Consider the following 13,116-nt stretch of genomic DNA (forward strand, 5'->3'; position numbering starts at 1 on the left):
CATGGCGACGCGGATGCTGCGACGCGGTCTGCCGCGGGTGCCGGGCGGGGACCCCTGGCCCCCTGCGGATGCCGTGGCCGTGGAAGCGGCCGACGCTCCCGAGCCTTCGGACGTGTCGCTCCCGGAGGCGGCCGTGCCGGTCGCTGAACCCGTCGCGTCCGAGGTCGCGCCGGAGGCGGACGCGCTCGCACCGAGTGTGGGGTCCGTGAACGGAGCCGTCGCGGCGACGACGGGTGTGGTCGCCTCCTCCACCGCGGGCATCCGGCGAGGGCTCCCGCGCGTGCCCGGGGGTGAGCCGTGGCCGCCGGCCAGTGGTGCGCAGGCTCCCATCGCGGACGAACCAGCCGCGGAGGCGGTGCCCGCGCCGGCATCCTCGGCTGCGGCATCCTCGGCTGCGGCATCCGCCTCGGCTGCGCCATCCGCCTCGGCTGCGGCATCCTCGGCTGCGGCATCCGCCCCGGTCGTGTCGGACACCGTGGGCGCTGCTGCTTCGGTGTCGACGCCCGCGCCCGCCGCGAGGCCGGAGACGCACGCCTCCTCTGCGACCGGCGTTCGACGTGGGCTGCCTCGTGTCGTCGGTGGTGAGCCCTGGCCGCCCGCCGGCATCACTCCGATCGTCCCCGCAGCCGCGGCCCCCGTCGACGCTGCTGCCACCGCTTCCGCGCTTCCTGTCGCTGCCGAGCCCCCTGCCTCCGCGGCCGTGCCGGTCCCAGCCACTGCTGTCGCCACCGTCGATACGCCGCTGGCGTGGAAGCGCACGGTGTGGGACGGCCGTGCACCGCGGCACGTGGCTGCGGCCCCGGAGCCCGCACGTCGTCGTCCGACCTGGACCCAGGCGATCGCCGTCCTGTTCGGGGCCGCTGCGCTCGGAGTGCTCGCCGGAGCCGCGATCGCGCTGGTGCGCACGCTCCTGAGCTTCCCGTTCATGCAGGACTTCCTCGCGGCCTTCCCCGGTGAGTACGAGCCGGCTATCGAGGTCGCGCCCGGATTCGCACCGTGGGTGAACTGGGCGCACTTCTTCAACATGTTCCTGATGGTGCTCATCATCCGCTCCGGACTGCAGGTGCGCACGGAGAAGCGTCCGACGGTCTTCTGGACGCCCCGCGGCAATGCGAAGGGCAAGATCAGCCTGAACCTGTGGTTCCACCAGGCGCTCGACATCCTGTGGCTCGTGAACGGCGTCATCTTCGTGGTGCTGCTGTTCGTCACCGGGCACTGGGTGCGCATCGTGCCGACGAGCTGGGAGGTCTTCCCGAACGCACTGTCGGCGGCCCTGCAGTATGTCTCCTTCGACTGGCCGCATGAGAACGGCTGGAACAACTACAACAGCCTGCAACAGCTCGCGTACTTCGCGACCGTGTTCATCGCGGCTCCCCTCGCGGCGATCACCGGTTTCCGGATGTCGGGGCTGTGGCCGAAGAAGGCCGAGAAGCTGTCGAAGGCATATCCGGTCGAATGGGCTCGTGCCCTGCACTTCCCGATCATGCTGTACTTCGTGGCGTTCATCATCGCGCACGTGGCGCTGGTGATGCTGACCGGATTCCTGCGCAACCTGAACCACATGTTCGCCGCGCAGGATGCCGTCACCTGGACGGGATTCTGGGTCTTCGTCGTCTCGATCGTCGTGATCGCCATCGGCTGGGCGGCCGCCCGTCCGCTGGTGCTCGCTCCGATCGCGAAGGTCTTCGGAAAGGTCTCGGGTCGCTGACACGACGACGTTGACGCAGCGGCGTCGCCGCACGACGGAAGGAGATCCATGGCAGAGGCATTCATCGTCGACGCGGTCCGCTCGCCTGTCGGTCGGCGCGGGGGATCGCTCGCCGGAATCCACCCGGCGGATCTGGGCGCACACAGTCTGACCGCGCTGGTCGAACGCACGGGCATCGACCCCGGCGCGATCGATGACGTCGTGCTCGGTGCGATCGATGCGATCGGCGGGCAGTCGGGGAACGTGGCGCGCACGGCCGCCCTGGTCGCCGGATTCCCTGAGCACGTGCCCGGGGTCACGATCGATCGCCAGTGCGGCTCGAGCCAGCAGGCTGTGCACTTCGCGGCGCAGGCCGTGATGAGCGGGATGAGCGACCTCGTGGTCGCCGGCGGCTTGCAGAACATGTCGCAGGTGCCTCTGACCGCCGCGGCGACCGTGGGTGAGGCGTACGGCTTCACGACGCCGTACGCGGAGTCCCCCGGGTGGCGGGCGCGCTACGGCGATCAGGAGATCTCGCAGTTCGCCGGTGCGGAGCTGATCGCCGAGCAATGGGACATCTCCCGCGAGGAGATGGAACAGTTCGCCCTCGAGAGCCACCGTCGCGCAGCCGTCGCGCAGGACGAGGGTCGCTTCGCGAATGAGATCACGCCGTTGAACGGGCTCGACCACGACGAGGGCGTGCGCCGGGACACGAGTCTGGAGCGGATGGCCGGACTCGCTCCGTTGCGGGAGGGCGGGCGGATCACCGCTGCTGTCTCATCACAGATCAGCGATGCTTCCAGCGCCGTACTCATCGCGAGCGAGCGTGCGGTCCGCGAACACGGGCTCACACCTCGCGCGCGCATCCATCAGATGACGGTGCGGGGCGCGAGCCCCGTGCTCATGCTCACCGCGCCCATCCCGGCGACCCGGAGAGCTCTGGAGCGTGCGGGCCTCGGCGTCGCCGATATCGACCTGTTCGAGGTGAACGAGGCATTCGCCCCCGTGGTGCTCGCCTGGATGCGTGAGCTGGAGGCTCCGCATGAGAGGGTCAACGTCAACGGGGGAGCCATCGCGCTCGGTCATCCGATCGGGGCGACCGGCACGAGGCTGTTGACGACACTTCTGAACGAGCTCGAGCGCACCGGTGGGCGGTACGGCGTGCAGGCGATGTGCGAGGGCGGTGGCGTCGCCAACGTGACCATCATCGAGCGCCTCTGACGTGTTGCATGCGGGATCAAGAACGTGCCTGCGAGGGGCGTGCGAGGTGCGAAATCGATCCCGCACGGGCGCGCCGCGTCAGGGTCGGACGAAGCGGACCTCGGTCAGCGTCTCACCGAGGAACGGCTCGGTGTGCGATGCGCCGTCGAGGTGGAAGCCGTTGCGCGTGTAGAAGCGGTGCGCACGGGGGTTGTCCTCCGCGACCCACAGGTACAGCGGCTCGTCCTTCTCGACGGCGGCGTCGAACAGCTTCTGGCCGATGCCGGTCGAGTGCCACGCGTCGAGCAGGTAGATGAAGTAGAGCTCGCGGAACGCCGGAGCATCCTTGTCGCGGGCCGGTCCCGAACCGACGAAGCCGACGATCTCGCCGTCGACGAGCGCGGCGTTCATCTTGAAGTCGGGGCCTTGCGAGGCCCAGTGCGTCCAGAGCTCGGCCATCCGCCGCGGCGAGACCTTCTCGAGCGCTGCCTTGCTGATCAGGTGGTCGTAGGTCTCGTGCCAGCACTGGGCGTGCACGCGACCGAGGGCTTCCGCATCCACATCACGGACCGGACGGACGATGACTTCAGGCTGGGCTTCGGCGCTCATGTTCGTGACTCTACGCGCGGCGTCCGCGAACAGGAAATCGAGCGGAGGCCCGCGGAGACCGGGCGTCACAGGATGGAGGGTTCGCACAACGATGTTCGTGATTCGTGCGCGTCTGGCTACGATCGATCCTCGTGAACGTGATCTGGCGGACCCTTCTGGTGATCCTCGGCGCTCGTCGCCGCGTGCGACGGGGGAAGACCCTCGACCCGACGGCGGTGGGCAGCATCACCCTGACGACGTTGCCGACCGACCTCGACATCCTGCGCCATATGAACAACGGTCGCTACCTGTCGCTGTTCGACCTCGGGCGCTGGGACCAGCTGATCCGCACCGGGCTGTTCGACGCCATGAAGGACCGCGGCTGGTACGCGGTCGTCTCCAGCGAGACGGTCACGTTCCGCAAGTCGCTGCAGCTCTGGCAGCGGTTCGAGGTGCAGTCGCGCTTCATCGGGCACGACGACAAGGCCCTCTTCCTGGAGCACCGGGCCGTGGTCGACGGCGAGGTCTACGCCCGGGCGATCGTGCGCGCCCGGATGCTGCGTCGCACCGGGGGCACCGTCAGCAACGAAGAGCTCTTCGCTGCGGTCGGCAAGCCCGACGGCGTGCCGGAGATCGACGCCTGGGTGCACGACTGGGCCGCGGCATCCGCCCTCCCGCCCGTGCGCGTGAAGGCTCCGAGCGTCTGGGGCTGAGCCGCTCTCGCCGCGATCTCCTCCTCTGCTTTCCGTAAGAACCTCGCTTCTTTCCCCGTCACAGAGCCGAAAGAGGGCTGCTCCCGATCGCCCTCTCAGTACTCTGAGCGGGAAGTCAGGGGCGCGGACGCCCCGGTGATCCCGTCGACGCAGACGGGTGGAGGAGGAAGCAGTGGCAGTCATCGGCATCGTGCGGGAGCCTGCGGGCGAAGCACGGGTCTCGGCCACCCCGGCGACCATCGCGTCGCTCGGCAGGCTGGGACACACGGTCAGGGTCGAACGAGGAGCAGGAGCGGCGGCGTCGTTCCCCGATGCGGACTATGAAGCCGCCGGTGCTGTGCTCGTGGACAGGGCGGAGGCGTGGGGGAGCGAGATCGTGCTCGCGATCACGGCGCCCGGACCGGAGGAGATCGCCCTCCTCGCCGACGGGGCGACCCTCATCGCCCTGCTGTCGCCGGCACTGCGTCCCGACCTGGTCGAGTCTCTCGCCCAGCGCAGGATCACCGCGGTCGCCCTCGACGCGGTGCCCCGCATCTCGCGGGCGCAGTCCATGGACGTGCTCAGCTCGATGGCGAACATCGCCGGATACCGGGCGGTCGTCGAAGCCGCCCACGAGTTCGGCCGCTTCTTCACGGGCCAGGTGACCGCCGCCGGCAAGGTGCCTCCGGCGAAGGTGCTCGTCGCGGGAGCCGGAGTCGCGGGGCTCGCGGCCATCGGTGCGGCGTCGAGCCTCGGAGCCGTCGTCCGCGCCACCGATCCGCGCCCCGAAGTCGCCGACCAGGTGACCTCGATCGGGGGGACGTACCTCCCGGTCGACGTCGAGGTCGCCGCGTCCACCGACGGCTATGCGAAGGCGACGAGCGCGGACTACGACCGACGGGCCGCCGAGATCTACACCGAGCAGGCGGCCGACGTCGACATCATCATCACGACCGCCCTCATCCCCGGGCGTGCGGCACCGCGCCTGATCACGGCGTCCGATGTCGCCCGGATGAAGCCAGGCAGCGTGATCGTCGACATGGCCGCGGGGCAGGGCGGCAACGTCGAAGGGTCCGTCGCGGGCGAACGCATCGTCACCGACAACGGCGTGATCATCCTGGGGTACACCGACCTGGCGTCACGCCTGGCCTCCCAGGCATCACAGCTCTACGGCACGAACCTTGCGAACCTGGTCGCCCTGCTGACGCCCGCGAAGGACGGACGGCTCGTGATCGACTTCGACGACGTGGTGCAGCGTTCGGTCACCGTCGTCCGCGACGGGGAGGTCACCTGGCCCCCGCCCGCCGTGCAGGTCGCCGCCGCGCCCGCTGCGAGAGCGGCCGCGGATCCCGTCGAGGTCGCCCCGCCGAAGAAGATGTCGACGGCGCGCCGGGTGACCCTGATCGTGCTGGGCATCGCCGCCCTCTTCGCCGTGAACGCGTTCGCACCCGCGCCGCTTCCGCAGCACTTCACCGTGCTCGTGCTCTCGGTCGTGATCGGCTTCTCCGTGATCGGCAAGGTGCACCACGCGCTGCACACCCCGCTCATGTCGGTGACGAACGCGATCTCCGGCGTCATCGTCGTCGGCGCGATGCTGCAGGTCACCTCACCGATCCCGGTCGTGCAGGTGCTCGCGACGATCGCCGTGCTGCTGGCATCCATCAACATCTTCGGAGGATTCGCGGTCACCCGCCGGATGCTCGCGATGTTCACCCTCGGGAACTCCGCGAAGGGTGGCCGGAAATGACCATCGACGCGTTCGTCGGAGCGGCGTACATCGTCGCCGCCCTGCTGTTCATCCTGAGTCTCGCCAGCCTCAGCCGCCACGAGTCGGCACGCGCGGGGGTGGTGTACGGCATCGCCGGCATGACCATCGCGCTCGTCGCGACCGTCGCCCTCACCGTCGCCGACGCCTGGAGCACCGGCGCGTTCCTCGGTCTCGGCCTGCTGGTGGCCGCCGTGCTGGTCGGCGCAGCCATCGGGCTCTGGCGGGCCAGGGTCGTCGAGATGACGGGGATGCCCGAGCTCATCGCGCTCTTGCACAGCTTCGTCGGTCTGGCAGCCGTGCTCGTCGGCTGGAACGGCTACCTCGCGCACCCGGAGCTCGCCCCCGAGCTCGTCGGCATCCACAACGCCGAGGTCTTCATCGGGATCTTCATCGGCGGCGTCACCTTTACCGGATCGATCGTCGCCTACCTCAAGCTGTCGGCCAGGATGTCGTCCGCGCCGCTCATGCTCCCCGGCAAGAACGGCCTGAACGTCGGCGCGCTCGTCGCCTTCGTCGCGCTCACCGTGTGGTTCGTGAACGACCAGCAGCTCTGGCTCCTGATCGCGGTCACCGTGCTCGCGTTCGCCCTCGGCTGGCATCTGGTCGCTTCGATCGGCGGTGGCGACATGCCGGTCGTCGTCTCGATGCTCAACAGCTACTCGGGCTGGGCGGCCGCCGCGGCGGGTTTCCTCCTCAACAACGACCTGCTGATCGTCACGGGTGCGCTGGTCGGCTCGTCGGGTGCCTACCTGTCGTACGTGATGTGCAAGGCCATGAACCGCTCGTTCCTCTCCGTCATCGCGGGCGGTTTCGGGATCGCCGCACCGTCCGCGGACGACACCGAGTACGGCGAGCACCGCGAGATCACCGCCGAGGGGGCGGCCGAGATGCTCGTCGCCGCGGGCAGCGTCGTGATCACACCCGGCTACGGCATGGCCGTCGCTCAGGCGCAGTACCCGGTGGCTGATCTGGTCCACAGGCTCCGCGAACGCGGGGTGGACGTGCGGTTCGGCATCCACCCGGTGGCCGGGCGCCTTCCCGGTCACATGAACGTGCTGCTGGCCGAGGCCAAGGTCCCGTACGACATCGTTCTCAGCATGGACGAGATCAACGACGACCTCGCATCGACCTCGGTGGTGCTGGTGATCGGGGCGAACGACACCGTGAACCCGGCTGCGGCCGAGGACCCGGGCAGCCCCATCGCCGGGATGCCGGTGCTCAAGGTGTGGGAGGCCGAGAACGTCATCGTGTTCAAGCGCTCGATGGCCGCCGGCTACGCGGGGGTGCAGAATCCACTGTTCTTCCGCGACAACGCCTCGATGCTGTTCGGTGATGCCAAGCAGCGGGTGGAGGACATCATCGCGGCGCTGTGACCTCGGTTCCGAATCGCGCGATCGACGCCATCCGAGAGGGAAAAGCGACCGATTGCGCGATTCGAACGGCCGAGGAATCCTGCTCCCGACCTAGGCTGAAATCCATGGCCGACACCCCGCCGGATGCCGTGGCATCCGCACCCCTCGCAGACCGCGCCGTCGAGCTCGCTCGGCGGTGGGCGATCGAGGCCGCGGCCGTCGAACCCGACCCCGCGGCCGCCCGGCTCGCGGGGGTGCTGCAGGACGCGAACGGCCTCCCGTTCACGCTCGGCTTCGTCGACGGCGTGATGCGCCCCGAAAGCCTGACCGCTGCCGCCTCGCAGTTGCGCCGGATCGCTCCGATCGTGCCCGAGTTCCTCCCGTGGTACCTGCGTTCCGTGGTGCGCCTCGGCGGAGGAGTGGCCCCCCTCCTCCCCGCACCCGTCGTGCCGATCGCCCGCAGGGTGCTGCGCGACATGGTCGGGCACCTCGTCGTCGACGCCCGCCCCGCGAAGCTCGGCGCCGCCATCGAGCGGATCGCCGCGGACGGTTCCCGGCTCAACCTCAACCTGCTCGGCGAGGCGGTTCTGGGCGAAGCGGAGGCGCGGCGTCGCCTCGACGGCATCCACGAGCTCATCCAGCGACCGGACGTCGACTATGTCTCGGTCAAGGTGTCCGCCATCGTCAGTCACCTGTCGATGTGGGCGTTCGACGAGGTCGTCGACGAGGTCGTCGAACGGCTTCTGCCGCTGTACCTCACGGCCGCGGGGGACGGCACGTTCATCAAACTCGACATGGAGGAGTACCGCGACCTCGATCTGACCATCGCGGTGTTCACGCGCCTCCTGGAAGATCCGCGTCTGGCCGGACTCGAAGCCGGGATCGTGTTGCAGGCCTACCTCCCCGATGCGCTGCCCGCCCTGCAGGAGCTCACCGCCTGGGCGCAGGATCGCGTCGCGCACGGCGGGGCCCGCATCAAGGTGCGGCTGGTCAAGGGTGCGAATCTCGCGATGGAGCGGGTCGAGGCGCGGATGCACGGATGGGAACCCGCGACCTACGACACGAAGCTCGACACCGATGCGAACCACCTGCGCTGTCTGGACTGGGCACTGCGACCCGAGCACACGGCGGCGGTGAAGATCGGTGTCGCCGGACACAACCTCTTCGGCATCGCCTACGCCTGGCTCCTCGCCGGTGAGCGCGGTGTCCGGGAGGCCGTCGAGTTCGAGATGCTCCTCGGGATGGCGCAGGGGCAGGTGCAGGCCGTTTCCCGCGAAGTCGGTCCGGTGCTGCTCTACGTGCCCGTGGTGGAGCCCGCCGAGTTCGACGTCGCGATCAGCTACCTGGTGCGGAGGCTGGAGGAGAACGCCTCTGCGGAGAACTTCCTCTCCGCGGCGCTCCGGCTCGGCGAGGACGAGTCGCTGTTCGTGCGCGAGCAGGACCGGTTCCTCGATGCACTCGATCGCGCCGCCGATCCGACTCTCCGCACCGGACCGCGTCGCACCCAGGACCGGCACGACCCCGTGCACGAGTCCGTGCGGCCCGTCCCGTCGGCTCCCGCCCCGGAGACCGACCTCACCAAGGCGGTGCTCGGCATCTCCCGCGGATCCGACGACGGCGGACGGGAGGCCTTCGTCGAGACGGCCGTGTACTCCGCCCGCGAGCTGGAGCACGACGCGGGCGGCGCTCCGGGGTTCGTCAACACGGCCGACACCGACCCCGCCCTCCCCGCGAACCGCGACTGGGCGCGCGAGGTGCGCGAGCGCATCCCCGGGTCCGATCTCGGCACCGCGACGGTCGCTGCCGGGCGGGTCGACGATGCCGCGGCGTTGGACCGGATCGTGCAGGGCGTCCGCCGCGCCGCTCCCGCCTGGGGCGGACGACCCGCTGCGGAGCGGGCCGAGGTGCTGCTCCGCGCGGCGGCAGCGCTCGAAGGGCGGCGGGCGGATCTCATCGAGGTCGCTGCCTCGGAGACCGGAAAGGTCTTCGCGGAGGCCGACGTGGAGGTGAGCGAGGCGGTCGACTTCGCCCGCTACTATGCCGCGAAGGCACGCGAACTCGACGCGATCGCCGGGGCCGTCTTCGTGCCGTCATCCGTGACCGTGGTCACCCCGCCGTGGAACTTCCCCCTCGCGATCCCGGCGGGCGGGGTGCTCGCCGCGCTCGCCGCCGGTTCCGGCGTGGTCTTCAAGCCCGCCCCGCAGGCACGTCGTTGCGCCGCCGTCATCGCGGAGACGCTGTGGCAGGCCGGCATCCCTCGTGATCTGCTCGCGCTGGTCGACATCGAAGAGGGCGATCTCGGTCGCGACCTCATCACGCACGAGGCGGTCGATCGCGTGATCCTCACGGGGGCGTGGGACACGGCGGCGCTGTTCCGTTCCTGGCGTCCGGACCTCCCGCTGCTCGCGGAGACCAGCGGCAAGAACGCGATGATCATCACCCCGTCCGCCGACCTCGATCTCGCGGTCGCCGATCTCGTCAAGAGTGCCTTCGGCCACGCCGGCCAGAAGTGCTCCGCTGCCTCGCTGGCGATCCTGGTGGGCCCGGTCGGCCGGTCCCCGCGGTTCGCGCGCCAGCTCGCGGATGCCGTGCGCTCGTTGCACATCGGTCCGCCGACCGATCCGCTGGCCGAGGTCGGGCCGGTGATCGAGCGACCCCACGGCAAGCTCGCCTGGGCGCTGAGCGAGCTCGAGGGGGAGGAGCAGTGGCTGATCGAGCCTGCGCTCGCCGAGGGCGATGACGGCAGCGGACGACTGTGGCGGCCCGGTATCCGCGTCGGAGTACAGCCGGGGTCGCGCTTCCACACGGAGGAGTTCTTCGGCCCGGTGCTGGGGGTCATGCATGCCCCCACCCTCGCGAAGGCCATCGAGATGCAGAACGCGGTCGCCTACGGCCTCACCGCCGGGCTGTACACGCAGGACCCGGACGATCTCGCCCTGTGGCTCGATCGGGTCGAGGCCGGGAACCTGTACGTGAACCGCGGCATCACGGGCGCGATCGTGCAACGGCAGCCGTTCGGTGGGTGGAAACGGTCTTCGGTCGGTCCCGGCGCGAAAGCGGGCGGGCCGAACTACCTGATCGGACTGGGGTCGTGGCGCTCGCAGGCGGGCGGCCCGGCGTCCAGCACGCTGCACCTGCGCGGACTCGACTCCCGCATCACGGCTCTGATCGAGTCGGCGCAGTCCTCGCTCGCCTACGAGTTGTTCGAGTGGCTGCGTCGATCGGCGCTGTCCGATGCGCTGGCCTGGGACCGCGAGTTCGGGCAGGTGCGCGACGTGTCGCACCTCGATGTCGAGCGGAACCTGTTCCGCTACCGTCCGGTGCCGGTCGAGGTCCGTGCGACGGCGGATGCGGGACTGCAGGAGCTGCTGCGCGTCGTCATCGCCGGTGTGCGCGCCGGAGCGGCGTTCGTCCTCTCGACTCCGGTCGGGCTGCCCGCCGATGTGCGTCGCGCGCTCGGCGATCTCGACGCCCCCGTGTTCCTGGAGAGCGACGACGAGTGGCTGCAGCGCCTGCAGCGGCAGGACGCTGGTCCCGAGGGCGTCGCGCTTCCGGTGGCCGACCGCGTGCGGCTGGTCGGCGGTCGTGAAGGGCTGGCCGCGCTGCGCGCGAAGCTCGCCACGGCCTCCGCCGGCGATCCCGACCTCGCGGTGTACGACGGCGAGGTGACGGGCGCGGCCCGCATCGAGCTGCTGCCGTTCGTGCACGAGCAGTCGATCTCGATCACGGCACACCGCTACGGCAACCTCGACCCGTGGAGCAGCGACGTGATCTGACGCGTCTCACGCCCCATCCGTCCCTCCGGTCCCGTGGCGTCCCTCCGTTCCCGTGGCGTCCCTCCGTTCCGGTCGCGATATGGCACCCGTTTCCCTCGAATAGGGCGCCATATCGCGACCGGAACGGGGGAGAACACTCCGGATGTAAAGAATTCTTGACACACGCATACCGCGGACGTACGCTGAGTGTGTCAAGAATCTTTTACATCGGAGGCGTCATGGTCTACGAAGAACGCAATGCCTGGTCGGGGCTCATCGTCAGCCCGATCGTGATGGTCGTGTACGTCGTGCTGGTGCTTCAGCAGGCCGGGGGAGGACCGCTCACCGACGTCGACTGGTTCCCGCTCATGCTGTGGGTGATCGGTGGCGGCATCGTCGCGACCATCGTCCTCAGCATCGTCTGGGGGATCATCGCCGGGATGACGGATCCGGACGGGGTGGGTCGCTCGGACATCCGCGACCGCGACATCAGCCGCATGGGCGGACGGGTCGAGCAGGCCTTCGTCGTGGTCGCGGGACTCGGAGTCATCGCGCTGTGCGCCGTCGGAGCCGACGTCTTCTGGATCGCGAACACCATGTTCGCGGGCTTCGCGGTGTCGGCGCTCGTCGGCGGCATCGCGCGGGTGATCGCCTACCGGCGAGGACTCGTCTGATGGTCAAGCCCACCCGCGTCTCGAACACCATCCGTGTGCACCGCGAACAGGCAGGACTCACCCAGGCCGAACTCGCACGCACGGTCGGTGTGACGCGCCAGACGCTCATCGCGATCGAGCAGCAGAAGTACTCGCCGACGCTCGAGCTCGCCTTCCAGATCGCCCGCGCGTTCGGTGTGGGCCTCGACGACATCTTCGAGTATCCCGACACGTCAGGAGCATCCGCATGAACCGGTCGATGCAGGCATGGTCCCGGGAGACCTACGGGGCGGCCGACGGCGTGACGCTGCAGAGCATCCCCGTCCCGACGCCCGGTCGGGGGGAGGTGCTGCTGCGGGTGCGCGCCACGGCCCTGAACGCGGGCGATGTGCGTCTCCTCCTCGGTGATCCGCTGCTCGTCCGGCCGGTGTACGGCCTGACCCGTCCGAAGCATCCGGTGCGCGGTATGGAGGTCGCCGGCACCGTGGTCGCACTCGGGCCCGACGTCGTGGGCGCGGAGCTGGGGGAGGACGTCGTCGGAGAGCTCGTCGGCGGCGGAGGCCTCGGCGAATACGTGAGCGTCCCGGCCTCACGGCTCGTGCCGATCCCGCCCGACATCGCGCCCGAGTCCGCCGCGTGCCTTCCGGTGGCCGGGGGGACTGCGTGGCAGGCGCTCGACCTCGCCGGGGTGGGGCTCGCGCATGCCGGGACGCCGCGCGTCCTCATCATCGGCGCCTCGGGTGGTGTCGGTACCTTCGCCGTGCAGCTCGCGGCGCTCCGTGGGGCCGAGGTCTGGGCGACCTGCCGTGCCCGCAACGCACCGCTGGTCGAGCGGCTGGGCGCCGTTCGCACCTTCGATCACCGGGAGTCTCCGCTGGCCGACCTCCCCGCAGGACGGTTCGACGCGATCGTCGACATCGCCGGGGGGATGCCGCTGCGGGAGCTGAAGCGCCTCGTCGCTCCCGGCGGCACCGTGGTGCTGGTCACGGGAGACGGCGGACACGTGCTGGGCCCGATCCCCCGGATGCTGCGCGCGGTGTTCCTGTCGATCGGATCGCGGAGCATCCGTCCCCTCGCCGCGACTCCGCGTCCGGAAGTGCTCGCGAAGCTCCTCGAACTCGTGGCCGACGGACGTGTGGTTCCCGTGGTCGAACAGGAGTACCCCTTCTCGGAGGCCGCTACCGCCCTGTCTCGCATCGCGGCCGGTCATGCGGTCGGCAAGCTTGTCGTCACCGGCTCCGGCTCCGGCTCCTGATCCGACCCGCGCGGTGCTCTGGCGGCATACAGGCGGCGGGTGACACAATGGACCCCGGCGTGCCCGAGTCGCATCTTCCCCGACGCCCGCTCTGAACGAGCGAAGGGTCGAAGGACCGCCGGGCCCCTGGACAGCGTCCGCCGCGCCCGTCCTCCGAGGAGAGCAC

10 protein-coding genes are annotated in these 13,116 nt (G+C 69.9%); 9 read left to right on the forward strand and 1 reads right to left on the reverse strand.

Features of this window, described 5'->3' with window-relative positions; all coding sequences use genetic code 11:
* Window position 1: 1 nt before the first annotated feature.
* Together E0W80_RS16000 and E0W80_RS16005 are read left to right on the forward strand one after the other, a co-directional pair.
* Window positions 2-1,708, forward strand: a complete 1,707-nt coding sequence (locus E0W80_RS16000; protein ID WP_205802382.1) for a cytochrome b/b6 domain-containing protein — start codon at window positions 2-4, stop codon at window positions 1,706-1,708.
* A gap of 48 nt (window positions 1,709-1,756) precedes the next feature.
* The gene (locus tag E0W80_RS16005; protein ID WP_131493986.1) at window positions 1,757-2,908 is read left to right on the forward strand and encodes an acetyl-CoA C-acetyltransferase; all 1,152 of its coding nucleotides are present in this window, start codon (window positions 1,757-1,759) and stop codon (window positions 2,906-2,908) included.
* A 78-nt stretch (window positions 2,909-2,986) separates the two neighbouring features.
* On the opposite strand, the gene E0W80_RS16010 is transcribed toward E0W80_RS16005, so the two are convergent.
* Window positions 2,987-3,496, reverse strand: coding sequence for a GNAT family N-acetyltransferase (locus E0W80_RS16010; protein WP_165875492.1), 510 nt, complete (start codon window positions 3,494-3,496; stop codon window positions 2,987-2,989).
* A 131-nt stretch (window positions 3,497-3,627) separates the two neighbouring features.
* On the opposite strand from E0W80_RS16010, the gene E0W80_RS16015 reads away from it, so the two are divergent.
* The 7 genes from E0W80_RS16015 to E0W80_RS16045 all read left to right on the forward strand — a co-directional run bounded on the left by E0W80_RS16015 (window position 3,628) and on the right by E0W80_RS16045 (window position 12,950).
* Window positions 3,628-4,188 carry an acyl-CoA thioesterase gene (locus tag E0W80_RS16015; RefSeq protein ID WP_047523568.1) on the forward strand — a complete coding sequence of 187 codons (561 nt, stop codon included), beginning with the start codon at window positions 3,628-3,630 and terminating at the stop codon, window positions 4,186-4,188.
* A gap of 172 nt (window positions 4,189-4,360) precedes the next feature.
* Entirely contained in the window at window positions 4,361-5,914 is a 1,554-nt protein-coding gene (locus E0W80_RS16020) for a Re/Si-specific NAD(P)(+) transhydrogenase subunit alpha (protein WP_131493990.1), read from the forward strand.
* Entirely contained in the window at window positions 5,911-7,308 is a 1,398-nt protein-coding gene (gene pntB / locus E0W80_RS16025) for a Re/Si-specific NAD(P)(+) transhydrogenase subunit beta (RefSeq protein WP_131493992.1), read from the forward strand. The genes E0W80_RS16020 and pntB overlap by 4 nt, the downstream gene beginning before the upstream one ends.
* Window positions 7,309-7,412: 104 nt before the next feature.
* Entirely contained in the window at window positions 7,413-11,063 is a 3,651-nt protein-coding gene (locus E0W80_RS16030) for a proline dehydrogenase family protein (RefSeq protein WP_131493994.1), read from the forward strand.
* 218 nt (window positions 11,064-11,281) lie between these two features.
* Window positions 11,282-11,716: a hypothetical protein gene (locus E0W80_RS16035; protein WP_047520337.1), complete on the forward strand. Its 435-nt coding sequence runs from the start codon at window positions 11,282-11,284 to the stop codon at window positions 11,714-11,716.
* Entirely contained in the window at window positions 11,716-11,946 is a 231-nt protein-coding gene (locus tag E0W80_RS16040; protein ID WP_047520335.1) for a helix-turn-helix transcriptional regulator, read from the forward strand. Before E0W80_RS16035 ends, E0W80_RS16040 begins: the two co-directional genes overlap by 1 nt.
* Window positions 11,943-12,950 carry an NAD(P)-dependent alcohol dehydrogenase gene (locus tag E0W80_RS16045; protein WP_131493996.1) on the forward strand — a complete coding sequence of 336 codons (1,008 nt, stop codon included), beginning with the start codon at window positions 11,943-11,945 and terminating at the stop codon, window positions 12,948-12,950. The genes E0W80_RS16040 and E0W80_RS16045 overlap by 4 nt, the downstream gene beginning before the upstream one ends.
* Window positions 12,951-13,116: the final 166 nt, after the last annotated feature.

The organism is Microbacterium sp. PI-1 (assembly GCF_004337555.1).
Taxonomy (GTDB): domain Bacteria; phylum Actinomycetota; class Actinomycetes; order Actinomycetales; family Microbacteriaceae; genus Microbacterium; species Microbacterium aurugineum.

Coding starts and splice junctions, on each gene's coding strand:
- E0W80_RS16000 (WP_205802382.1), top strand. CDS start 2: ATGGCGACGCGGATGCTGCGACGCGGTCTGCCGCGGGTGCCGGGCGGG.
- E0W80_RS16005 (WP_131493986.1), top strand. CDS start 1,757: ATGGCAGAGGCATTCATCGTCGACGCGGTCCGCTCGCCTGTCGGTCGG.
- E0W80_RS16010 (WP_165875492.1), bottom strand. CDS start 3,496: ATGAGCGCCGAAGCCCAGCCTGAAGTCATCGTCCGTCCGGTCCGTGAT.
- pntB (WP_131493992.1), top strand. CDS start 5,911: ATGACCATCGACGCGTTCGTCGGAGCGGCGTACATCGTCGCCGCCCTG.
- E0W80_RS16030 (WP_131493994.1), top strand. CDS start 7,413: ATGGCCGACACCCCGCCGGATGCCGTGGCATCCGCACCCCTCGCAGAC.
- E0W80_RS16035 (WP_047520337.1), top strand. CDS start 11,282: ATGGTCTACGAAGAACGCAATGCCTGGTCGGGGCTCATCGTCAGCCCG.
- E0W80_RS16040 (WP_047520335.1), top strand. CDS start 11,716: ATGGTCAAGCCCACCCGCGTCTCGAACACCATCCGTGTGCACCGCGAA.
- E0W80_RS16045 (WP_131493996.1), top strand. CDS start 11,943: ATGAACCGGTCGATGCAGGCATGGTCCCGGGAGACCTACGGGGCGGCC.